At 54.5% G+C, this 21,764-nt stretch carries 18 protein-coding genes and 6 tRNA genes; 14 read left to right on the top strand and 10 right to left on the bottom strand.

Features of this window, described 5'->3' with window-relative positions:
• Positions 1 to 223 precede the first annotated feature (223 nt).
• A complete protein-coding gene (locus HCH49_RS00875; protein WP_221701994.1) occupies positions 224 to 1,930 on the top strand; it encodes a sensor histidine kinase in 1,707 nt (568 codons plus the stop codon).
• A 3-nt stretch (positions 1,931 to 1,933) separates the two neighbouring features.
• Entirely contained in the window at positions 1,934 to 2,665 is a 732-nt protein-coding gene (locus tag HCH49_RS00870; protein ID WP_033146137.1) for a LytR/AlgR family response regulator transcription factor, read from the top strand.
• A gap of 35 nt (positions 2,666 to 2,700) precedes the next feature.
• Here HCH49_RS00870 and glk read toward each other — a convergent pair whose 3' ends face one another.
• Complete coding sequence (gene glk / locus HCH49_RS00865) at positions 2,701 to 3,666, bottom strand: glucokinase (protein ID WP_023308713.1); 966 nt, start codon at positions 3,664 to 3,666, stop codon at positions 2,701 to 2,703.
• Between the two features lie 205 nt (positions 3,667 to 3,871).
• Here glk and HCH49_RS00860 point away from each other — a divergent pair, with 205 nt between their 5' ends.
• Positions 3,872 to 5,107 carry an ion channel protein gene (locus tag HCH49_RS00860; RefSeq protein WP_047060687.1) on the top strand — a complete coding sequence of 412 codons (1,236 nt, stop codon included), beginning with the start codon at positions 3,872 to 3,874 and terminating at the stop codon, positions 5,105 to 5,107.
• Here HCH49_RS00860 and ipdC read toward each other — a convergent pair whose 3' ends face one another.
• On the bottom strand, positions 5,108 to 6,766 hold the full coding sequence (ipdC, locus tag HCH49_RS00855; protein WP_221701993.1) for an indolepyruvate decarboxylase: 1,659 nt from the start codon (positions 6,764 to 6,766) through the stop codon (positions 5,108 to 5,110).
• A 184-nt stretch (positions 6,767 to 6,950) separates the two neighbouring features.
• On the opposite strand from ipdC, the gene mgrA reads away from it, so the two are divergent.
• Both mgrA and HCH49_RS00845 read left to right on the top strand, forming a co-directional pair.
• Entirely contained in the window at positions 6,951 to 7,949 is a 999-nt protein-coding gene (gene mgrA / locus HCH49_RS00850; RefSeq protein WP_221701992.1) for an L-glyceraldehyde 3-phosphate reductase, read from the top strand.
• Between the two features lie 127 nt (positions 7,950 to 8,076).
• Complete coding sequence (locus tag HCH49_RS00845) at positions 8,077 to 8,430, top strand: DUF2502 domain-containing protein (RefSeq protein ID WP_023308717.1); 354 nt, start codon at positions 8,077 to 8,079, stop codon at positions 8,428 to 8,430.
• Positions 8,431 to 8,462: 32 nt separating this feature from the next.
• Here the strand turns inward: HCH49_RS00845 and HCH49_RS00840 are convergent, their stop codons facing one another.
• Positions 8,463 to 9,701: an Nramp family divalent metal transporter gene (locus tag HCH49_RS00840; RefSeq protein WP_221701991.1), complete on the bottom strand. Its 1,239-nt coding sequence runs from the start codon at positions 9,699 to 9,701 to the stop codon at positions 8,463 to 8,465.
• A 348-nt stretch (positions 9,702 to 10,049) separates the two neighbouring features.
• On the opposite strand from HCH49_RS00840, the gene HCH49_RS00835 reads away from it, so the two are divergent.
• The gene (locus tag HCH49_RS00835) at positions 10,050 to 11,237 is read left to right on the top strand and encodes a NupC/NupG family nucleoside CNT transporter (protein ID WP_008501591.1); all 1,188 of its coding nucleotides are present in this window, start codon (positions 10,050 to 10,052) and stop codon (positions 11,235 to 11,237) included.
• A 44-nt stretch (positions 11,238 to 11,281) separates the two neighbouring features.
• Here the strand turns inward: HCH49_RS00835 and HCH49_RS00830 are convergent, their stop codons facing one another.
• The 3 genes from HCH49_RS00830 to HCH49_RS00820 all read right to left on the bottom strand — a co-directional run bounded on the left by HCH49_RS00830 (position 11,282) and on the right by HCH49_RS00820 (position 13,880).
• Positions 11,282 to 13,474 (bottom strand): EAL domain-containing protein, encoded by a 2,193-nt coding sequence (locus HCH49_RS00830; RefSeq protein ID WP_221701990.1) that lies wholly within the window; start codon positions 13,472 to 13,474, stop codon positions 11,282 to 11,284.
• 213 nt (positions 13,475 to 13,687) lie between these two features.
• A tRNA-Ala gene (locus HCH49_RS00825) sits at positions 13,688 to 13,763 on the bottom strand.
• A gap of 41 nt (positions 13,764 to 13,804) precedes the next feature.
• Positions 13,805 to 13,880 (bottom strand) — tRNA-Ala (locus HCH49_RS00820).
• A gap of 217 nt (positions 13,881 to 14,097) precedes the next feature.
• On the opposite strand from HCH49_RS00820, the gene HCH49_RS00815 reads away from it, so the two are divergent.
• Together HCH49_RS00815 and HCH49_RS00810 are read left to right on the top strand one after the other, a co-directional pair.
• Positions 14,098 to 14,460, top strand: a complete 363-nt coding sequence (locus HCH49_RS00815) for a YfeC-like transcriptional regulator (protein WP_033146143.1) — start codon at positions 14,098 to 14,100, stop codon at positions 14,458 to 14,460.
• 1 nt (position 14,461) lies between these two features.
• Complete coding sequence (locus HCH49_RS00810; protein ID WP_033146144.1) at positions 14,462 to 14,845, top strand: YfeC-like transcriptional regulator; 384 nt, start codon at positions 14,462 to 14,464, stop codon at positions 14,843 to 14,845.
• A gap of 53 nt (positions 14,846 to 14,898) precedes the next feature.
• On the opposite strand, the gene gltX is transcribed toward HCH49_RS00810, so the two are convergent.
• Complete coding sequence (gltX, locus tag HCH49_RS00805; RefSeq protein ID WP_033146145.1) at positions 14,899 to 16,314, bottom strand: glutamate--tRNA ligase; 1,416 nt, start codon at positions 16,312 to 16,314, stop codon at positions 14,899 to 14,901.
• A gap of 258 nt (positions 16,315 to 16,572) precedes the next feature.
• Between gltX and HCH49_RS00800 the strand changes: the two genes are divergently transcribed.
• The 5 genes from HCH49_RS00800 (at position 16,573) to HCH49_RS00780 (ending at position 17,477) form a co-directional block, all read left to right on the top strand.
• Positions 16,573 to 16,648 (top strand) — tRNA-Val (locus HCH49_RS00800).
• A gap of 41 nt (positions 16,649 to 16,689) precedes the next feature.
• A tRNA-Val gene (locus HCH49_RS00795) sits at positions 16,690 to 16,765 on the top strand.
• Positions 16,766 to 16,794: 29 nt separating this feature from the next.
• A tRNA-Val gene (locus tag HCH49_RS00790) sits at positions 16,795 to 16,870 on the top strand.
• 4 nt (positions 16,871 to 16,874) lie between these two features.
• A tRNA-Lys gene (locus tag HCH49_RS00785) sits at positions 16,875 to 16,950 on the top strand.
• 188 nt (positions 16,951 to 17,138) lie between these two features.
• Positions 17,139 to 17,477, top strand: coding sequence for a FlxA-like family protein (locus HCH49_RS00780; RefSeq protein WP_047060695.1), 339 nt, complete (start codon positions 17,139 to 17,141; stop codon positions 17,475 to 17,477).
• Here HCH49_RS00780 and HCH49_RS00775 read toward each other — a convergent pair.
• Complete coding sequence (locus tag HCH49_RS00775; protein WP_033146568.1) at positions 17,474 to 18,409, bottom strand: LysR family transcriptional regulator; 936 nt, start codon at positions 18,407 to 18,409, stop codon at positions 17,474 to 17,476. The two genes, HCH49_RS00780 and HCH49_RS00775, sit on opposite strands and share 4 nt — an antisense overlap.
• Positions 18,410 to 18,498: 89 nt before the next feature.
• Between HCH49_RS00775 and HCH49_RS00770 the strand changes: the two genes are divergently transcribed.
• Positions 18,499 to 19,494 carry a bile acid:sodium symporter family protein gene (locus tag HCH49_RS00770; RefSeq protein ID WP_221701989.1) on the top strand — a complete coding sequence of 332 codons (996 nt, stop codon included), beginning with the start codon at positions 18,499 to 18,501 and terminating at the stop codon, positions 19,492 to 19,494.
• On the opposite strand, the gene HCH49_RS00765 is transcribed toward HCH49_RS00770, so the two are convergent.
• Both HCH49_RS00765 and ligA read right to left on the bottom strand, forming a co-directional pair.
• Positions 19,491 to 19,706, bottom strand: a complete 216-nt coding sequence (locus HCH49_RS00765) for a DUF3820 family protein (protein ID WP_003861328.1) — start codon at positions 19,704 to 19,706, stop codon at positions 19,491 to 19,493. The genes HCH49_RS00770 and HCH49_RS00765 overlap by 4 nt on opposite strands.
• A gap of 1 nt (position 19,707) precedes the next feature.
• Complete coding sequence (gene ligA, locus HCH49_RS00760) at positions 19,708 to 21,723, bottom strand: NAD-dependent DNA ligase LigA (RefSeq protein WP_039263696.1); 2,016 nt, start codon at positions 21,721 to 21,723, stop codon at positions 19,708 to 19,710.
• Positions 21,724 to 21,764: the final 41 nt, after the last annotated feature.

The raw sequence follows: 21,764 nt of genomic DNA, 5'->3' as shown, positions 1-21,764 counted from the left end.
CCTGTTTCGGGAACGGCTGTCTGATAGCTGTTATTTAACAGGTTGATATCAAACCAGTTACCTGACGATGCGCCGGTAAGAAAAAAACAGGACGCCTCGGTCATCGCCAGATAATCCCCTTTCAAAATTATGGTTTTTCCTCATTTGATAAACCTGACGGATAGCTGGTCAATACGCGCCAGGTTTTTTATCATGGTTCTTTCCCGTTTTCCCAGGTCTACTCGTGCACGAAATATTCACTATGCTGCTGGCGGTTTTTGACCGTGCGGCATTAATGCTGATTTGCCTGTTCTTCCTCATTCGCATTCGCCTGTTTCGCGAGCTGCTGCACAAATCAGCCCACTCGCCAAAAGAGCTGCTGGCCGTTACCGCCATCTTTTCGCTGTTCGCCCTGTTCAGCACCTGGTCCGGCGTGCCGGTAGAGGGTTCGCTGGTTAACGTGCGCATTATCGCCGTCATGTCCGGCGGGATTTTGTTTGGTCCGTGGGTGGGCGTCATCACCGGTCTGATTGCCGGGACGCACCGCTATCTGATTGATATCGGTGGCGTAACGGCGGTGCCGTGCTTTATCACCAGCATTATCGCCGGGGTGCTTTCCGGCTGGATCAGCCGCAAAATCCCGAAAAAACAGCGCTGGCGTGCCGGGATCGTCGCAGGCATGGTGTGCGAAACGCTGACCATGATCCTGGTCGTCGTCTGGGCCCCCACCACCGCGCTGGGGCTGGATATCGTCTCGAAAATCGGTATTCCGATGATCCTGGGCAGCGTATGCATCGGTTTTATCGTGCTGCTGGTGCAAAGCGTTGAAGGGGAAAAAGAGGCCAGCGCCGCCCGTCAGGCCAAGCTGGCGCTGGATATCGCCAACAAAACGCTGCCTCTCTTCCGCCACGTTAACGCGGAATCGTTGCGTCAGGTCTGCGAGATCATTCGCCATGACATCCACGCTGACGCCGTCGCCATCACCAATATTGACCACGTGCTGGCCTACGTTGGCGTCGGGGAGCACAACTATCGCGACAACGATGACACCATAAGCCCGACCACCAGACAGGCGATTAACTACGGTAAAATCATTATTAAAAACAATGATGAAGCCCACCGAACGCCGGAAATTCACTCGATGCTGGTCATCCCGCTGTGGGAGAAAGGCGTCGTGACGGGCACGCTGAAAATTTATTACTGCCACGCGCATCAGATCACCTCCACGCTGCAGGAGATGGCCATCGGCCTGTCGCAGATTATCTCCACCCAGCTTGAGGTTTCGCGGGCGGAACAGCTGCGCGAGATGGCAAATAAGGCAGAACTGCGCGCGCTGCAGAGTAAAATTAATCCCCATTTCCTGTTTAACGCGCTGAACGCTATCTCCTCGTCCATTCGCCTTAATCCGGACACCGCGCGCCAGCTGATTTTTAACCTGTCGCGCTATCTGCGCTACAACATCGAGCTGAAAGATGACGAGCAGATCGACATCAAAAAAGAGCTTTATCAGATCAAGGACTACATCGCGATTGAGCAGGCGCGCTTTGGCGATAAGCTCACGGTCATTTACGATATTGATGAAGAGGTCAACTGCGAGATCCCGAGCCTGCTTATCCAGCCGCTGGTTGAAAACGCGATTGTTCACGGTATTCAGCCCTGTAAAGGCAAAGGCGTCGTCACCATCAGCGTCACCGAAAGCGGCAACCGGGTGCGGATTGCCGTGCGCGATACCGGCCACGGGATTGATCCAAAAGTCATTGAGCGCGTGGAGTCTAACGAGATGCCGGGGAATAAAATCGGTCTGCTGAACGTGCACCACCGGGTCAAGCTGCTTTACGGCGACGGGCTGCATATTCAACGTCTTGAGCCGGGTACCGAAATTGCTTTTTACGTCCCGAATGAGCGCTCGCGCGCGCATACGACGACATCACTGTTGCCCCAGGTGGAGTAACCCATGAAAGTTATCATTGTAGAAGATGAATTCCTGGCTCAGCAGGAGCTCACCTGGCTTATCAAAACCCACAGCCAGATGGAGATTGTGGGCACGTTTGATGATGGTCTGGACGTACTGAAATTTTTGCAGCATAACCGGGTCGATGCGATTTTCCTGGATATCAATATCCCGTCGCTGGATGGCGTATTGCTGGCGCAAAACATCAATCAGTTTGCCCATAAGCCGTTTATCGTTTTCGTTACCGCCTGGAAAGAGCACGCCGTAGAGGCCTTCGAGCTGGAGGCGTTTGACTATATTCTTAAGCCTTATCAGGAGTCGCGGATTGTCAGCATGCTGCAAAAGCTGGAGGCCGCATGGCAGCAGCAGACCGCTCCCGCTAGCGCCACCCCAACGGTACGCGAAAACGACACCATTAATCTGGTCAAAGACGAGCGCATCATCGTGACGCCGGTCAACGATATCTATTACGCCGAAGCGCACGAAAAGATGACATTTGTCTATACGCGGCGGGAATCGTACGTGATGGCGATGAACATTACCGAATTCTGCAGCAAGCTCCCGGCTGCCCACTTTTTCCGCTGCCACCGGTCGTTTTGCGTGAATTTAAATAAGATCCGCGAGATCGAACCGTGGTTTAACAACACCTACATTTTGCGTCTGAAGGATCTGGATTTTCAGGTGCCGGTAAGCCGCAGCAAGGTAAAAGAGTTTCGTCAGCTGATGCACCTGTAAAGAAAACGCCCTCTCCCGCGGGAGAGGGCTCTGCATCAGAGGATTTGACCGAGAACCTGACGCAGATGGGCCCCGGAACCCAGCAGTCCCGGGTTATCATGCACGATCAGATAAACCGGAATGTCCTGCACGTAGCTTCTGAAACGCCCTTTATCTTCAAACCCCCCGCGGAAGCCCGAGGCTTTAAAGAAGTCGAGGAAGCGCGGTACGATCCCGCCCGCGATATAGACCCCACCGAAGGTGCCCAGCGTCAGCGCCAGGTTGCCGCCGAAACGTCCCATGATCACGCAGAACAGCGACAGGGCACGACGGCAGTCAATGCAGCTGTCCGCCAGCGCGCGTTCGGTGACGTCTTTCGGCTGCAGGTTTTCCGGCAGACGACCGTCTGATTTCACAATCGCGCGGTACAGATTCACCAGCCCCGGACCTGAAAGGACGCGCTCGGCGGAGACGTGGCCGATCTCAGCGCGTAACTCTTCGAGGATAATCCCCTCTTCTTCGCTATTAGGCGCAAAATCTACGTGGCCACCTTCACCCGGCAGGCTCACCCAGCGCTGAGCAACATGCACCAGATGCGAGACGCCGAGGCCGGTACCGGCCCCGTAAACCGCAATCGGCTTGCCTTCGACCGGTTCAGCGCCGCCAAACTGGATCAGATGCTCTGGCTTCAGCATTGGGATCGCCATGGACACCGCGGTAAAGTCATTGATGATTTCAAGATGCGAAAAACCGAGGTTTTTTTTCATCTCGGCGATGGAGAATGCCCAGGTATGGTTGGTCATTGCGACCCAGTCGCCGGTTATCGGGCAGGCAATAGCGATGCAGCCGTCTTCAACGCTCACCTGATGCTCTTCCAGATAGACGCGGACAACGGCCTCAAGGCTTGGATAATCCAGCCCGGAATAGGTTTTCGCCCGGGAAATCTCACCGCTACTAACATCGCACAATGCGAGACGCGCGTTCGTGCCGCCCACATCACCTACCAAAGCATACTTTGTCATTCTTCTACTGCTCCGCTAAAGTCAGAATAAATCTTTGGGACACTGTAAATTCAAGGCGTGATAACAACAACGGCCATAAGGTGAATGCCCATGGATTATCGATCTTCGTCACAGAATAACTTTACCGTTTCAGCACCTTTTGCACTATTGCCATAAAGCTTAATGTGCAAAGTAACGTAATGCCGTTTTGTACAAGGAAATCATCATGCTCCACCCGCGAGCCAGAACCATGCTGTTGCTGGCAATTCCGGCGCTAATTATTGGCGTGGCCTCAAGTCTGGTGCTCATTGTCGTGATGAAAGTCGCGTCGGTGCTGCAAGCCATGTTATGGACAGCGCTTCCGACAAAACTGGGCGTCAATGCTGATTCTCCTGCCTGGATCGTTGTGATGCTGACGTTAACCGGTATTGCGGTAGGCCTGGTGATCCGTTTCAGTCCCGGCCATGCCGGCCCCGATCCGGCGCAGGAACCGCTGATTGGCGCCCCGGTTCCCCCTTCGGCACTGCCCGGACTGCTCATTGCGTTGATTATCGGTCTGGCCGGCGGCGTCAGCCTGGGGCCGGAGCATCCGATTATGGCGGTGAATATTGGCCTGGCGGTTTTCCTCGGTTCACGCATTTTGCCCCGCGTCGGCGCGCTGGACTGGACCATCCTCGCCTCCGCAGGCACCATCGGGGCACTTTTCGGCACGCCTGTCGCTGCCGCACTGATCTTTTCTCAGACGCTCAGCAGCAATAACGACGTCCCGCTGTGGGATAAACTCTTTGCTCCGCTGATGGCAGCAGCCGCTGGCGCGCTGACGACCAGCCTGTTTTTCCATCCCCACTTCTCACTCTCTCTCCCCCACTACGGCCAGATGCAGATAGCCGATATTTTCAGCGGCGCCATCGTCGTCGCGATCGCCATCGCGCTGGGAATGGTAGCGGTATGGTGTCTTCCTCGCCTGCACCGCCTGATGCATAAACTCAAACACCCGGTGTTAGTTCTGGGGGCAGGAGGTTTGATCCTCGGTATTTTAGGGGCAATCGGCGGGACGGTGACGTTGTTCAAAGGTCTGGACGAGATGCAGCAGCTGGCCTTCAGCCAGGTGTTTAGCGTCTCCGACTATCTGCTGTTTGCCGTGATTAAGCTGGCCGCGCTGGTGGTGGCTGCAGCCTGCGGTTTTCGCGGTGGACGCATCTTCCCGGTGGTCTTTGTCGGCGTAGCGCTGGGGCTGATGTTGCACGAACACGTCGATGCGGTGCCTGCGGCCATTACCGTCTCCTGCTCTATTCTGGGGCTGGTTCTGGTGGTCACGCGTGACGCCTGGCTCAGCCTGTTTATGGCGGCGGTAGTGGTACCCGATTCGACGCTTTTCCCCCTGCTCTGTATCGTGATGTTGCCCGCCTGGCTCCTGCTGGCGGGCAAACCGATGATGATGGCCTGGCGAAACGACAAGTAATCAGGCGCTATTGCGCGCTTCCAGCGCTTTAGTAATCGCCCCCAGCAGCGGCGGGATATCGGCTTTCGGCAGCATCACCTCAATTAGCGAGAGCCGCTCGTGGTGCGCCACTTTCTCAAGGACATCCGCCAGCTGCTCCGCTTCACTGACCCGCCAGCACTGGGCCTGAGGATCAAGGCTCAGGGCCTGCGGGATTTGCGTCCAGTTCCATAGCGCAATGTCGTTATATCGCTGTTCCGGCCCGTGGATCGCTCTTTCCACCGTGTACCCTTCGTTGTTAAGGACCAGAATAATCGGGTGTTGTTTATCGCGCAGCATCGAGCCAAGCTCCTGGATGGTGAGCTGCGCTGCGCCATCCCCAGTCAGCACAATCACGCGCCGGTTTGGGCAGGCGGTTTGCGCGCCAAACGCTGCGGCCAGGGTGTAGCCGATCGATCCCCACAGCGGCTGGACGATAAAATTCACATCAGCCGGAAGACGAAGGTCGATCGCGCCGAAGGCCGAGGTGCCCTGATCCGCAAGGATGATGTCTCCCGGGCGGATAAACGTCTGCAACGTTTTCCAGAAATTCTCCTGCGTCAGCGAGCCATCCGGCTGCGGATATTCCATCGCGCTTTGAGACGACGGTACCGGCGCATCGTGCACGTGCAGTTTACACAGCTCTACCAGCGTTTCGATTGCCTGAAGCATGGGGATGCCGGTAAACCAGACGTCACCGACGCGTGACGCATGAGGCTGAACTTCAATTGTTTGTGACGGGGTTAGCTGATGCGTGAAGCCGGCGGTCAGGGTATCGGTAAATCGCGTCCCGATGCACAGCACCGTGTCTGCCCCTTCAATCGCCTCTTTTACCGCACCGGCGCTCGCCGAACCGCTGTAGGTGCCGTAAAAACCGGCGTGACGCTCGTCAAATATGCCTTTACCCATCAGCATGGTGGCGTGTGCCATCGGCACGTCCTTGACCCATTTCTGTAGGGCATGCTTCAGGCCATGGCGCAGGACAAGGAAATCGGCCAGCAGCGCAGTACGCTTGCTCATGGCCAGCCTGTTCTCAGCGGCATCCCGGAACGCCTTCAGGCAGGCGCTATCGGCATGCGCGTGTTTGAGAGTGAGAGCGTTTACAGGAGGCGTGGCGGCTTTTTTTGCCACATCCGCAGGCAGCATCAGATAGCCGGGGCGACGCTCCCGGAGCATGGTAGTTAATACCCGGTCAATCTCATAACAGGCGTTTTGTTCGGTCAGGATCGCCTGTGCAACGGTGATCGGTTCGCTCATATGGTAAAAATGACGAAACTCACCGTCGCCCAGCGTATGGTGCAGCAGCTCCCCTCTTTGCTGTGACGCCGTACCCGGCGCGCCCACAATATGCAGTACCGGAACGTGCTCAGCGTAGCTGCCCGCAATGCCGTTCATCGCACTTAACTCTCCTACGCCAAATGTCGTCAGCAGCGCGGCAAAGCCCTTACATCGGGCGTATCCGTCCGCGGCATAGGAGGCGTTTAACTCGTTGGCACAGCCCACCCAACAGATATCCGGGCTGTCTATCACATGGTCGAGAAACTGCAGGTTATAGTCGCCCGGCACGCCAAACAGATGATCGGCTCCACAATCTGTAAGACGGTCCAGCAGGTAATCGGCGACGCAGTATGGGGTACGCATGAACAGGTATCCTTCTAATGTTGACCTCACCTTGAGTATTAAATAAGCGTGATGACTGTCCAGAATTGGCGATAAGAAGAGCATGGAAAGAATGCTTTACAAAAAAGGCTGCGCTATGCTGTTTTTTTTCGCGTTAATGTAAACGCATACACTGATTTTTTCTTCAGCGCCAGAGGTCATGAGAATGGGTTATCAGCCGGACAAAAATCGTTATCGGACAATGGAATATCGTCGCTGCGGGCAAAGCGGACTCAGGTTGCCCGCCATCTCGCTTGGGCTGTGGCATAACTTTGGCGACACCACGCTTATCGAAAACAGCCGTCAACTTTTACAGCGCGCGTTCGATCTGGGCATTACGCATTTCGACCTTGCCAACAACTATGGCCCGCCACCGGGATCGGCCGAAAGTAATTTCGGCCGTATTTTGCAGGAGGATTTCCTGCCCTGGCGCGACGAGCTGATCGTCTCTACCAAAGCAGGTTATACCATGTGGGATGGCCCTTACGGCGACTGGGGGTCACGCAAATATCTGCTGGCAAGTCTGGATCAGAGCCTGAAGCGCATGGGGCTGGAGTATGTGGATATCTTCTATCATCACCGTCCTGACCCACAAACGCCGCTGCTGGAAACCATGAAAGCGCTTGACCATACGGTGCGCCAGGGAAAAGCCCTGTACGTCGGGTTATCCAACTACCCTGCAGAACTGGCTCGCAAGGCGATTGATATCCTTGACGATCTCGGTACGCCCTGCCTAATCCATCAGCCGAAATACTCCCTTTTTGAGCGTGCGCCGGAAGAGGGGCTGCTAAACGTGCTGCAGGAAAAAGGGGTCGGCTGCATTCCCTTCTCGCCGCTGGCCGGTGGACAACTGACCAACCGCTATCTGAACGGCATTCCGGCAGACTCACGCGCGGCAAGCGGCAGTCAGTTCCTGAACCCTGACCAGATCACCGAAGAGAAGCTGCAGAAGGTAAGAAAGCTGAACGCCATGGCGGAAGAGCGCGGCCAGAAGCTGTCCCAGATGGCGCTGGCCTGGGTATTACGCCATGAGAACGTGACGTCAGTGCTGATTGGGGCAAGTAAAACGGCCCAGATTGATGATGCCGTGGGGATGCTGGAAAACCGCCATTTCTCTGCGGAAGAACTTGTCCGTATTGACACGATCCTGAACAGCTCAAAATAGAATCACTTTTAGCAAAAAGTGCTCTCGCTCAGGAATTCGGAGTTGAGGCGATGAAACGAGGCTTTACCAACTCGTAATATTGCGTTAACAGGCCCCGCAAGGGCCCCGATCGTGAAGGAGAAAGAGTATGTTCAGGTCACTGATTCTTGCAGCGGTATTACTGGCTTCAGCCCCGCTGATCGCCAATGCGGGCGAAATCACCCTGTTGCCATCAGTAAAATTACAAATTGGCGATCGTGACGACTACGGCAGATACTGGGACGGTGGCTACTGGCGCGACCGTGACTACTGGAACCGTCACTATGAGTGGCGCGGAGACCGCTGGTGGAAACATGATAACGGCAGACACCGCGGCTGGTATAAAGACAACGCGTATGAGCGCGGCTACCGTGAAGGCTGGAACGATCGTGACGACCGTCGCGGCGGCTGGGATCGCGGCGGGAAAGGACGCGGCCACGGTCATGGCCACGGTCACCATTAATGCAAAAAGGAGCCTCCCGGCTCCTTTTTCTTTTAGAGCCCCAATGCGGTGCCAATAAGCAGCCACAGGTTCAGTGCCACTACCACCACCACGATTGCCCACCCGGTCCGTTTCACCAGCGTTGAGTTAACCAGTTCGCCCATCAGGGTTTTGTTGCTGGTAAAGATCAGCAGCGGCACCAGCGCCAGCGCGATACCAAAGCTCAGCAGCACCTGGCTCATGACCAGAATTCTCGTAGGATCAAGCCCCATCAGAATCACGATAAATGACGGGAGCATGGTGACGGAGCGACGAACCCACAGCGGAATATGGAAGCGGACAAACCCCTGCATCACCACCTGGCCTGCCAGCGTGCCCACTACCGTAGAAGAGAGACCGGCAGCCACCAGGCTGAGACCAAATATCGTGGCGGCAGCATGGCTCAGTAAGGGCTCCAGCGTGAGATAGGCCTGGTCGAGATCGGCAATACCGGTGTGGCCGTTAAAGTGGAAAGCGGCGGCTGCGGTAGCCATCATCGCCAGATTGACAAACCCCGCGATGGTCATGGCAATCGCCACGTCCCATTTGGTGGCGGAGTAACGCTCTTTGCGCGTTCCACCGTGGAGATGCTGGGTCAGCGAGGAGTGCAGGTAAATCACATGCGGCATGATAGTCGCCCCCAATACCCCGGCGGCCAGGAACACCGCTTCCGAGGTTGGCAGGCTTGGGATTGCCATACCTTTGCCGAGCTGCACCAGATTCGGCTGTGAGAAAATCAGCTCGACGATATAGGCCGCCGCGACAAACAGCAGCAGACCGCCGATAACCTTCTCCAGCGGCTTTTGACCCCGACGCTGCAGCATCAGGATCAGGAAAGTGGCAATCCCGGTCAGTACCGCCCCCTGCAACAGCGACACGCCCAGAATCAGCTTAAAGCCGATCGCTGCACCGATAAATTCAGCGAGGTCAGTGGCCATGGCGATAATTTCCGCCTGGACCCAATAGAGCCAGACGGCCGGACGCGGATAATGGTCGCGAATTTGCTCCGCCAGGTTTTTACCCGTGGCAATCCCCAGCTTTGCGGAGAGCATCTGAATCAGCATCGCCATCAGGTTAGCCCAGACGACCACCCACAGCAGCTTATAGCCGAAGCTGGCCCCGGCCTGAATATTGGTCGCAAAGTTACCTGGATCGATATAGCCAATGGCAGCGATGAACGCAGGTCCCATTAATGCGAACCGCAACTTGCGCACGGCTCTGCCACTGCTACCCTCTACGCGACTGTTTGTCATTTCTGCCTCTGAAATATAGCCTTTGCTATGTTTAATGCTATCAAAATGAGAATGATTATCAAGATCATTTGTGATGTTTACAGTGATTTCTCTGATAGCTTTGAACGATAGACGGGCGGGTAAGTGGGGCGATCTAACAGAAACTAAAATCGCGCGCGCTTTTGTGAAGACTAGCACACAAACTTAACTTTTCACTCATTTACCTAACATAACAAAAATGTATTGTGGATCACTATTTTTGAGACTCGTCACAGGATGTAACTATAGTGTGTCCTCGATCTCGTTTTCTTTTCGCTTGTTACATAGAATGTGCACGAAAATTAAACCTGCCTCATATTTGGAGCAAATATGGACCGCGTCCTTCATTTTGTCCTGGCACTTGTTGTCGTTACTGCACTTGCATTGCTGGTCAGCACAGACCGCAAAAAAATTCGTATCCGTTATGTTGTCCAACTGCTGGTCATTGAAGTTTTACTTGCGTGGTTCTTCCTGAACTCCAACGTAGGCCTCGGCTTCGTGAAAGGCTTCTCCGAAATGTTCGAAAAACTGCTCGGATTTGCCAATGAAGGGACCAACTTTGTCTTCGGTAAAATGAACGACGAAGGTCTGGCGTTCTTCTTCCTGAAGGTTCTCTGCCCTATCGTCTTCATCTCCGCGCTGATCGGTATCCTGCAGCACATCCGCGTTCTGCCGTTCGTTATTCGTGGAATTGGTTTCCTGTTATCCAAAGTGAACGGCATGGGCAAGCTAGAATCCTTCAACGCCGTCAGTTCCCTGATCCTCGGTCAGTCTGAGAACTTCATCGCGTATAAAGATATTCTCGGCAAAATGTCCCGCAACCGCATGTACACCATGGCGGCAACCGCAATGTCTACCGTTTCCATGTCTATCGTGGGCGCGTATATGACCATGCTGGAGCCAAAGTATGTTGTTGCAGCGCTGGTTCTGAACATGTTCAGCACCTTTATCGTTCTGTCGCTGATCAACCCGTACCGCGTTGACGCAAGCGAAGAGAACATTCAGATGTCAAACCTGCACGAAGGTCAGAGCTTCTTCGAAATGCTGGGTGAGTACATTCTGGCGGGCTTCAAAGTAGCGATTATCGTTGCCGCCATGCTGATCGGCTTCATTGCGCTGATTTCTGCACTGAACGCCCTATTCGCCGCGGTGCTGGGTATCTCCTTCCAGGGTATTCTGGGCTACATCTTCTACCCGGTTGCCTGGGTAATGGGTGTTCCGGCTCACGAAGCGCTGCAGGTGGGCAGTATCATGGCAACCAAACTGGTTTCTAACGAATTCGTTGCGATGATGGATCTGCAGAAAATTGCCAGCACGCTTTCTCCGCGCGCGGAAGGCATTCTGTCCGTGTTCCTGGTCTCCTTCGCGAACTTCTCGTCCATCGGGATTATCGCGGGCGCGATTAAAGGTCTGAACGAAGAACAGGGCAACGTGGTTTCTCGCTTTGGCCTGAAGCTGGTTTACGGCTCTACGCTGGTGAGCGTCCTGTCTGCTTCTATCGCGGCACTGGTACTCTAACGTTTAGCGTTAAACAAAAACCGGGAGCCTGGCTCCCGGTTTTTTTATGCCCGCAATTCTTCCAGCGGTTTGGGTTTGCCTATCAGGTAGCCCTGCAGGTAATCCACGCCGAAGCGAAGCAGCATCTCCCGCTGCGCCGGTGTTTCGACGTATTCCGCTACGACGCACAGCGATTTCGTCTTCGCCAGATTACACATCGACTGCACGATCATCGCATCCATATCATCGGTACAAATGTCTTTAATAAAGCAGCCGTCAATTTTAATGATGTCTGCCTGCAGGCGTCTGAGGCGCTCGTAGTTGGCGTAGCCGGTACCAAAATCATCTATAGCAATCCGGAAACCGTAATCCCGCAGTTGCTGAATATTGTGGATGCTGCTGCCTGAATTTGAGAAGGCCTGCTCTTCGGTAATCTCAATCACGACGGACTGAGGCGCAACGCCGTAGCGTTCAAAGAGCGCACAAATCTCGGACGCCACCTCTTTTTGCATCAGCGTAAGCGGCATCAGATTAACGGAGAAACGAGCGCCAGCCTGCGTTGAAGGGTGATCGCGCAGCCACAGCAGTAATTTCTCCATGACGCACATATCAAACCGGTGGCTGAGGTTGAACTGGGCAATCAACGGAATAAAGCGGTCAGGAGTGAAGATCTCGCCCTCGCTCTCCATACGCGCCAGAATTTCGTAGTAGCCGCTCCCGTCCTCCTTCTGGATCGGTTGCGCGTATAAATGGAACTGGCCCGCCTCCAGGGCATGCTTAATCCGCGCCAGCATCAGGACTCGCTCTGTCGTTTGCCCTGATGCCGCCTCGAGGCTATTCGTGAGCGCAAGCACGTTGTTTGTTGTTCCGCAGGATTGCTCGGCCAGCCAGCTCAGCTGCCCCAGCGTGTGGTGCAATTTTTCGCCGTTTTCGACCATTCCCCAGGACGCACCGAATTCAATATCCAGCCCGGTGTTGTTCCAGAAAATCTTACGGCTGTTCAGCCGATCAACCATATGCAGGAGGCGCTCAGCGGTTCCCGGCCCCAGTAATACCAGCACAAGCTCGCTTCCGGGGAGCTGGAAGAGCGTCTCATCTTTTTGCAGGAGAGGCTGCAGCGACGTTGCGATCGTACGTTTGCAATGGACCCGCATGAGGATCCCATAGTGGCGGCTCAAAAATTCCAGGTTATCCATACGCAGAATGCTCACTTTTGCATCCGGGTGAATCTCAAGATAATCCTCCAGCGCACGAATATTGGGCAATCCGGTCAGCGGATCGGTGAGCGCCCTGCCCTGCCAGCCCCGCTTAAGCCACTCGCTGCGCTGATAAATGCGCGACATGTAAAGCAGACAGATCGCGAATGAGATAAGCACGGACAGAATAAAAGAGAGCGAATGGCCCGATTCCACCCCGTTAAGGAAGTTGTAGTTGTAGGTCAACAGCAGCAGCGCAGATACAGCCCACAGCAGAGAAATCAACGCATAGGTCAGTCGGCTTATCGCTAAGGTAAAAAGAATAAAAATCAGCGGCATCAAATAGCCCGCAATGACGGGAGATTCAAAAGGACCACATAAAATGACGAGAATGAAACTTAATAGCACCAGCCAGGCAAAAATATATAATGAATTCTTGTGAAAAAACACGGGCTTCACGCTTCGTCGCCAGAAATTTATTGCATAACGAGGATTAATTATCATTCTTAACGGGTAATAGAACATCATGGTAAAAATCAATGCCGCACATATCAGGCTTTGTATATCCACAACGTTATAAATTACCGTCCCTTCGCCGAAAAAGGTCGAAATTGTCACCGGAAAATCAAACAAATAGCCCGCCAAATACATCGACAGCTTAATCCCTATTGGCACCATAAAACCGAGCCAGAATATCCGCAATCCGATGTGCTTGTTAGGGATGGAGTGGCGCCAACGCTTACCCAGCATGATACGCAGAAGGCCGCACGCCGCGAACAACGCAAAGGTCTGACAGAACAGTAATACTGAATATTGTAGCGGTGCTAAATTTACATAGAATAAATTAGTGACAGTAAAACCTAACAAAATGGGAAGAATAGCCCTACGCCCAAATAGCAGAATTACCGCCAGCATTACGCTTAAAGGTAACCATGCTAAATAAACGTCGTGACCATTAATAATTGCGCGGGGAGAGAGATAACGGGAAACAGGTACCGCAATCAGGCATAAAGCCAGAGCAATCATAAATATCTTTACATTATTGTAAGTTTTTCTATTCATTAACCTGGGCGTTATTTTCCGAGAGAATTATTGACCGGATGGATAATAGGTTTATTAATTGCGCGAATCAAGTTCAAGTCTATTTTTAGACTGGTTTATTGATGTCGATTGAGGTGAGGTACGGGAATACCTTCTTTTTGATAACAAAATACGGTGGCGAGTGTTACAAACACATAAAAAAAACCCTCGTCTTTTGACGAGGGTTTACAATTTTGGTGGAGCTAAGCGGGATCGAACCGCTGACCTCTTGCATGCCATGCAAGCGCTCTCCCAGCTGAGCTATAGCCCCACATGTGACTTTACTGACCGCACTCTGTTGGGTTCAGAGTTTGGTGGAGCTAAGCGGGATCGAACCGCTGACCTCTTGCATGCCATGCAAGCGCTCTCCCAGCTGAGCTATAGCCCCATCGTAAAGCTGTCATGTTGACGGGCGGCATAATATGAATTCCACCGCGGAGTGTCAACGGCAAAATCAATCCCAGCCATTCAATCGCCGAAAATTCATGCAAATGAATCACTTTGCGAGCCTGCTCGCAGTCAGGAGTTAAGCCTGTCACGTTTTCACGTAAAACGGTGCTATAAAATGAGCCGTTAATTAACCCCACTGATATTCAGGAAATTGTATGATCAAGGAACGAATGACGCCAGAAGAGTTAGCCCTCCTCACTGGCTATAGCCGCCAGACCATCAATAAATGGGTACGCAAAGAGGGTTGGATTACATCACCAAAACCAGGCGTCCAGGGCGGGAAAGCTCGCCTGGTACATGTGAACGAAAAAGTCCGTGACTTTATCCGCAGCGCACGTCGGGCAACTGAAACGTCCGAACTGCCAGAAGGCGTCAGTCATGATAGTTCGCTTCACACGCTGCTCCTGACGCTGGCCAATGAAATGACGCCGGAAGAGCAGAAGCAGATGACATCGCTGTTAATGCGGGAAGGGATTACCGGATTGTTGCAACGTTTAGGAATTCGCGATCAGAACTGATATGAAAAAATTACGCAGCAAAATGACCACGGAAGAGCTGGCGGAGAGTTTGGGCGTTGCCAGACAAACGGTTAATCGCTGGATACGCCAGCAGGGATGGAAAACCGAAGGCCTCAACGGCGTGAAGGGTGGTCGCGCGCGGCTCATTCATATTGATGCGCGCGTGAAGGAACATATTATGAGCCTTCCGGCGATCCGTAACCGTCAGGCGGTTTACCATCTCGCTGAGGTCACCGCTTCATACAGTGAACCCTCTTCAAACCTGTCTCCGGGCATTATTGAGACGCTGGAGAGTATGACTCAGCCAGAGCAGAGGCGTCTGGACGCCTTATTGAAACGCGAAGGCATACACGGCTTTCTGACGCGGCTCGGTCTCACGGAATAAAAGGCATAAAAAAAACGGCAGGTTACCCTGCCGTTTTTTTATCTGAGGCCTAATTACTGCTGATTTTCACGTTCAGCGATAAAGTCCAGCGCCTTGTTAATACGCGCCACGCTGCGTGACTTGCCGATGGCGTGAACCGTCACATCCAGTGCCGGAGACTGACCCGCCCCGGTCACCGCAACGCGCAGTGGCATGCCGACTTTACCCATACCGACTTCCAGCTCGTCTGCCGTCGCCTGAATGGCGTGATGCACATTCTCAGCGGTCCACTCGGTAAGGGCCGCCAGCTTGTCGCGCACCACTTCCAGCGGCTGACGCGCAACCGGACGGAGGTGTTTCTTCGCGGCGTCCGCGTCGAACTCTTCAAACTCTTCATAGAAGTAGCGGCAGCTTTCGGCAATCTCTTTCAGCGTTTTGCAGCGCTCGCCGAGGAGTTTCACCAGGTCCGCCAGCTCAGGGCCAGTGCGGGTATCAATATTTGCCTGCTCAATATGCCACTGCAGATACGTCGCCACATATTCTGGCTGCATGGTGTTGATGTAGTGATGGTTCAGCCACAGGAGCTTGTCGGTATTAAAGGCGCTCGCTGATTTGCTTACAGAACTCAGAGAGAATAGTTCGATCATCTCTTCGCGACTGAAGATCTCCTGGTCACCGTGAGCCCAGCCCAGACGCACCAGATAGTTCAGCAGCGCTTCCGGCAGATAGCCGTCATCGCGGTACTGCATAACGCTTACCGCACCGTGACGTTTAGACAGTTTTTTCCCGTCATCGCCGTTGATCATGGAAACGTGCGCATAAACTGGCACAGGGGCATTCAGCGCCTTCAGGATGTTGATCTGACGTGGCGTATTGTTGATATGGTCTTCACCACGGACAACGTGAGTAATTTCCATATCCCAGTCGTCAACCACAACGCAGAAGTTGTAGGTTGGAGAACCGTCGGTACGACGGATGATCAGATCGTCCAGCTCCTGGTTGCTGAATTCAATTGGGCCACGGATCTGGTCGTCAAAGATCACCGAGCCCTCTTGCGGGTTAGCAAAACGCACCACGCAAGGCTCATCTGCAGCATGCTCGCTATGGTCGTGGCGGCAGCGGCCGTCATAACGCGGCTTTTCACCGTTCGCCATCTGCGCTTCACGCAGTTCATCCAGACGCTCTTTAGAGCAGTAGCACTTATACGCCGTGCCCGCGACCAGCATCTCATCAATGACGGCGTTATAGCGGTCAAAGCGTTTGGTCTGGAAGTAAGGACCTTCATCCCATTCCAGATTCAGCCAGTTCATCCCATCCATAATGGCTTCAATTGCTTCTGGCGTGGAGCGCTCAAGATCGGTGTCTTCAATACGCAGCACGAACTCACCTTTGTTGTGGCGTGCGAAAAGCCAGGAATAGAGAGCGGTACGTGCACCACCGACGTGCAGATAGCCTGTCGGGCTCGGCGCGAAGCGAGTTTTGATTTTCATGAAATGGCCTTACGTTATAAAGATGCCGGCAATCGGCAAATCCTGGGGAAAAAACGATGGGCAATATTCTATCACTGTGGGGGGATTCCTCAATGTTGATCCCTTTATCGTGACCGAGTTTGCGATTTTTGTTTAGAAATCATGCGTCATTGCCCGTTTCGCGATCGTTTTGTTTAATTTTACGACGAACGAATAAAAACTTTAGAAAATGCGTTGACTCATTTTCAACTCTCCCTATAATGCGACTCCACACAGCGGGGGTGATTAGCTCAGTTGGTAGAGCATCTCCTTTACACGGAGGGGGTCGGCGGTTCGAGCCCGTCATCACCCACCATCTACTTCGGTAGACCCGCAGTGTAGATAAGAATTGAGATTGGGCGATTAGCTCAGTTGGTAGAGCATCTCCTTTACACGGAGGGGGTCGGCGGTTCGAGCCCGTCATCGCCCACCATTCTCACCTTATCGCAGCAGTTCCGAAATGGGCGATTAGCTCAGTTGGTAGAGCATCTCCTTTACACGGAGGGGGTCGGCGGTTCGAGCCCGTCATCGCCCACCATTTCGGGTCGTTAGCTCAGTTGGTAGAGCAGTTGACTTTTAATCAATTGGTCGCAGGTTCGAATCCTGCACGACCCACCAATGTAAAAAAGCGCCCTAAAGGCGCTTTTTTGCTATGTGCAGTTTGTCTACTTCCGCCTTCCAGTACACTTTTACCTCATCATTAATACTGATTGTGCATCAATGTAACTCCCTGCCAGATATGGCAGTTTTGCTCAAGCTAATCCCGTTAGTGCCGATACCTCTGTTTTATAACGCGAGGAAAAAGTATGACGACCATTCAGGCTTCAACCCAACAGATTCAAACCAGCGGCGCGAGTGGAACTTCGAGCAGTAACGATATTGCTGCGCAAATCACCCGCATTCTCGACAAGATCAAAAAGCTGACTCAGCAGTTAAAAGAGCTGGCAAACAGTCCCGTCAGCACCGATGAGAAGAAAAAGCAGCAGGAACTTATTCAGACCCAGCTCAAAGTGCTGCAGGCACAGCTCGCCGCGCTGCAGCGCCAGCAGGCAGAAGAGGCCCAAAAGAAGCAGGATCAAAAGCTGGGCAAAGTGGAAGGTGTGAATACCCCTTCAGACAATAATCAGATTGATATTTACATCTAATCTTCTGATGCGTTAAACAGTGGGTCGCGTATGCGGGCTTCGGTTAATCGTTGTGCCTGGATACGCACCACTTCCCAGATAGCCTGCGCCGCCCCTGAGAGTGAGCGATTTTTTCGCCGCACCAGCATCAGCTTTCGCTCAACAACGGGCGTTAATCGCTTGACGGCCAGCCGGCTTCCCTGCGGCAGGGGAAGCGCCAGGGCGGGCAACACGCTGATGCCAATGCCGGCTTCCACCATGGGAAACAGCGTCGCCGGGTGACCAATCTCCTGCACGATCGTTGCCTTTACACCCTGATTCACCAGCGCGGAATCAATCAGCGGACGGCTGCCCGAGGCATAATCCTGTAAAACCAGGTTCGCGCCCGTCAGGGACTGCCAGCTGACCTCCGGCAACGTGGCCAGCGGGTCGTCGTCACGGCAGAGCAGCAAAAAGGGCTCGGAAAGTACGCTTTCACACGCCAGATCGCTCGCCTGGCCGGGATCGATAACAATACCAAAATCCACATCACCCTGACGGATGCTCTCCAGCACCCACTGCTGCGGCCTGTCATGCAGGACAAAATCAATGTCCGGGTAGCGATGACTTCCCTCGGCAATACATTGCGGGATAAGGTGTGCAGAGATTGTCTGACTGGCCGCGACGCGCACGGTCCCCGAAAGCTGCTGCCCCAGCCTCCCCACGTCTCTGAGCGTGCTGTTCAGCTCATCCAGCAATCGTTCAAGACGCAGGGCGAGCTGCTGCCCCGCTTCGGTCAGCACCACTTCACGGGTTGTGCGGTCAAGCAACTTCACCCCGGTCTGATTCTCAAGCTCTTTCACGCTGTGGCTGACCGCCGACTGGCTCAGGCCAATCATCTCCCCTGCCCGGCTAAAGCTGCGGGCGTGAGCGACGGTGACGAAAATACGAAGCTGGCGTAAGGAGTAATTCATCTGTTTCATTCATGAATGGATGCAATAAATCAATTTTATTTCTCAAATGGAAAAAAGCACAATAGCGACATCTGTTTTCAGGAGTCATTATGAAACTATTTCGTATTGTTGATCCGTTTACGCTCACCCTGGTGGTTACCGTTTTACTGGCCTCGTTCTTCCCCGCCCGCGGGGGCTTCGTCCCGTTTTTTGAAGGGCTGACGACGGCCGCCATCGCGCTGCTGTTCTTTATGCACGGCGCAAAGCTCTCGCGCGAAGCGATTATTTCCGGCGGTAGCCACTGGCGGCTGCATCTCTGGGTGATGTGCAGCACGTTCATTCTGTTCCCAATCCTCGGAGTGCTGTTTGCCTGGTGGGCGCCGGTTAACGTCGACCCGGCGCTCTACACCGGTTTCCTGTATCTCTGTATTCTGCCGGCTACCGTACAGTCCGCCATTGCCTTTACCTCTCTCGCCGGAGGGAACGTTGCGGCCGCGGTCTGCTCGGCATCGGCATCCAGCCTGTTAGGGATTTTCGTTTCCCCGCTGCTGGTGGGCCTGCTGATGAACATGCACGGCGCGGAAGGCAATCTCGAGCAGGTTGGAAAAATTTGCCTGCAGCTGCTGCTGCCGTTTGTCCTGGGGCATCTATCCCGTCCATGGACCGGGGCGTTCGTGGCTAAGCACAAGAAATGGATCTCAAAAACCGACCAGTCGTCGATTCTGCTGGTGGTCTATTCCGCCTTCAGTGAAGCGGTTGTGAACGGGATCTGGCATAAGGTGGGCGCAGGTTCGCTGCTGTTTATCGTGGTGGTCAGCATCGTCCTGCTGGCGATTGTGATTGCGGTAAACGTCTTTGTGGCACGCAGGTGCGGCTTCAGCAAAGCGGATGAAATCACCATTGTGTTCTGCGGTTCGAAAAAGAGCCTGGCTAACGGTATCCCGATGGCCAATATTCTATTCCCGACCTCGGTGATTGGGATGATGGTGCTGCCGCTGATGATTTTCCACCAGATCCAGCTGATGGTCTGCGCGGTGCTGGCGCGTCGCTACAAGCGCCAGACCGAAAAGCTGGCGCAGGAAGAGACCCGCGCCGCGAAGGCTTAAGGACGTTTCAGGGGCTGAACCAGCTGGGTCAGCCCCTCGGTTTTGATCAGTAACGTGATAGCCATCAGCTCGCCCAGTCGCCCTGCCGGGAATTCATCCTTGCGGGCAAACCACAGCAGATACTCCTCCGGCAAATCAATCAGCCTGCGGCCCTTGTATTTACCGAACGGCATCTCCGTATTGGCTATTTCAACGAGCTGTTCTTTCTCCACGTTACTCTCCTAACAGACGCATCATTTCCGCTTCGTCGATAACCTCAATGCCGAGCTCCTGGGCTTTCGCCAGCTTAGAGCCCGCCGCTTCCCCGGCGATCACCAGGTCGGTTTTCTTCGACACGCTGCCCGCCACTTTGGCCCCCAGCGCCACCAGGCGCGCTTTCGCATCGTCGCGTGAAAGCTGGCTCAGGCTGCCGGTCAGGACTACCGTTTTACCGGCGAACGGGCTGTCGATCTCTTCGGCGTTAACCACTACCGGCGCTGGCCACCTGATGCCCTCTTCCAGCAGCTTGCCGATAACTTCACGGTTGCTCTCTTCGGCGAAGAAGTTAAAGACGTGCGTGGCGACCACAATGCCTACGTCAGGGACTTTCTGCAGCTCGTCGATGCTTGCCTTTTCCAGCGCCTCCAGCGTACCAAAGTACGCCGCCAGGCCCGCTGCCGTTGCCTCACCCACTTCACGAATGCCCAGCGCGTACAGGAAGCGGGCAAAGGTGGTCTCTTTGGCGGCTTCCAGCGCGTTAACCACATTCTGGGCTGACTTTGGCCCCATGCGATCCAGGCCGGTCAGTTTACCTGCCGTCAGCCTGAAGAGATCCGCTGGCGTATGAACATACTCTTTCTCAACCAGCTGATCGATAATCTTGTCGCCCATGCCGTCGACGTCCATCGCCCGACGGGAGACGAAGTGCTTCAGCGACTCTTTACGCTGCGCGCCACAGATTAAGCCACCCGTGCAGCGCGCCACCGCTTCACCTTCCACACGCTCAACGTCGGAGCCGCACACCGGGCAGTGGGTCGGGAAGACGATCTCGCGCGTATCGGCAGGACGTTCTGACTCCACGACGTTAACCACCTGCGGGATAACGTCACCCGCGCGGCGAATCACTACTTTGTCACCAATGCGCAGGCCGAGGCGTTCGATTTCATCGGCGTTATGCAGCGTGGCGTTACTCACCAGCACGCCCGCAACCTGCACGGGCTCCAGACGGGCGACCGGGGTAATCGCCCCCGTACGACCGACCTGGAACTCCACATCACGAACGACGGTCATCTGCTCCTGAGCAGGGAACTTAAACGCCACCGCCCAGCGCGGCGCGCGCGCCACAAAGCCCAGCTGCTCCTGCAGCGCCAGAGAATTCACCTTGATGACGACGCCATCAATATCAAAACCGAGCGTCGGACGGTCCTCTTCCACCTTGTGGTAGAACGCCAGCACCGCTTCCGGCGAGTCGCAGAGCTGAACGCGGTTGCTCACCGGCAGGCCCCACGCTTTAAACTGCAGCAGGCGTCCGAGGTGCGTATCCGGCAGCTCGCCGCCCTCCAGAATACCGACGCCGTAGCAGAAGAAAGTAAGCGGTCGCTTCGCGGTAATACGCGGGTCAAGCTGGCGCAGAGAGCCTGCCGCCGCATTACGCGGGTTAGCAAACACCTTCCCGCCGGTGCGACGCGCCTCATCGTTAATTTTCTCGAAGCCCGCCTGAGGCAGGAACACCTCGCCGCGCACTTCCAGACGCGCGGGAATGTTGTCACCCTGCAGCTTCAGCGGGATCGCGCGGATGGTACGCACGTTGGTGGTGATGTCTTCGCCCGTCGTACCGTCGCCACGCGTTGCGGCACGCACCAGCACGCCGTTTTCGTAGAGAAGACTGACCGCCAGGCCATCCAGCTTGAGCTCGCAGCACCAGGTGAGGGAGTCGCTGCTTTTCAGACGATCCTGCACGCGCTTGTTAAACGCGAGGAAGCTCTCTTCATCGAAGACGTTATCCAGCGACAGCATCGGCACCTCATGGCGCACCTGGCTGAAAGCGCCAAGCGGCTCAGCGCCGACGCGCTGGGTAGGGGAATCAGGCGTGATAAGCTCCGGATGCTGCGCCTCTAATTCGCGCAGTTCGCGCATCAGGCGGTCATATTCCGCATCCGGGACTTCCGGCGCGTCCATAACATGATAGAGGTATTCATGATGGCGAAGCGTGGTTCGCAGTTCAGTGAGTTGTTGTTCGATTGAGTCCATATCGCACCATCAATGAGAAAAAACCCCCGACAGGCGGGGGT

This window comes from Enterobacter sp. Y17, assembly GCF_019730495.1.
GTDB classification, from domain to species: domain Bacteria; phylum Pseudomonadota; class Gammaproteobacteria; order Enterobacterales; family Enterobacteriaceae; genus Enterobacter; species Enterobacter asburiae_B.
Note: the sequence above shows the minus strand (reverse complement) of the source record. Positions and strands in the feature narration are given on the sequence as shown.

Coding starts and splice junctions, on each gene's coding strand:
- glk (WP_023308713.1), bottom strand. CDS start 3,666: ATGACAAAGTATGCTTTGGTAGGTGATGTGGGCGGCACGAACGCGCGT.
- ipdC (WP_221701993.1), bottom strand. CDS start 6,766: ATGCGTACCCCATACTGCGTCGCCGATTACCTGCTGGACCGTCTTACA.
- HCH49_RS00830 (WP_221701990.1), bottom strand. CDS start 13,474: ATGAATAGAAAAACTTACAATAATGTAAAGATATTTATGATTGCTCTG.
- mgrA (WP_221701992.1), top strand. CDS start 6,951: ATGGGTTATCAGCCGGACAAAAATCGTTATCGGACAATGGAATATCGT.
- gltX (WP_033146145.1), bottom strand. CDS start 16,314: ATGAAAATCAAAACTCGCTTCGCGCCGAGCCCGACAGGCTATCTGCAC.
- HCH49_RS00810 (WP_033146144.1), top strand. CDS start 14,462: ATGAAAAAATTACGCAGCAAAATGACCACGGAAGAGCTGGCGGAGAGT.
- HCH49_RS00780 (WP_047060695.1), top strand. CDS start 17,139: ATGACGACCATTCAGGCTTCAACCCAACAGATTCAAACCAGCGGCGCG.
- HCH49_RS00775 (WP_033146568.1), bottom strand. CDS start 18,409: ATGAATTACTCCTTACGCCAGCTTCGTATTTTCGTCACCGTCGCTCAC.
- HCH49_RS00840 (WP_221701991.1), bottom strand. CDS start 9,701: ATGACAAACAGTCGCGTAGAGGGTAGCAGTGGCAGAGCCGTGCGCAAG.
- HCH49_RS00815 (WP_033146143.1), top strand. CDS start 14,098: ATGATCAAGGAACGAATGACGCCAGAAGAGTTAGCCCTCCTCACTGGC.
- HCH49_RS00770 (WP_221701989.1), top strand. CDS start 18,499: ATGAAACTATTTCGTATTGTTGATCCGTTTACGCTCACCCTGGTGGTT.
- HCH49_RS00845 (WP_023308717.1), top strand. CDS start 8,077: ATGTTCAGGTCACTGATTCTTGCAGCGGTATTACTGGCTTCAGCCCCG.
- HCH49_RS00860 (WP_047060687.1), top strand. CDS start 3,872: ATGCTCCACCCGCGAGCCAGAACCATGCTGTTGCTGGCAATTCCGGCG.
- HCH49_RS00870 (WP_033146137.1), top strand. CDS start 1,934: ATGAAAGTTATCATTGTAGAAGATGAATTCCTGGCTCAGCAGGAGCTC.
- ligA (WP_039263696.1), bottom strand. CDS start 21,723: ATGGACTCAATCGAACAACAACTCACTGAACTGCGAACCACGCTTCGC.
- HCH49_RS00835 (WP_008501591.1), top strand. CDS start 10,050: ATGGACCGCGTCCTTCATTTTGTCCTGGCACTTGTTGTCGTTACTGCA.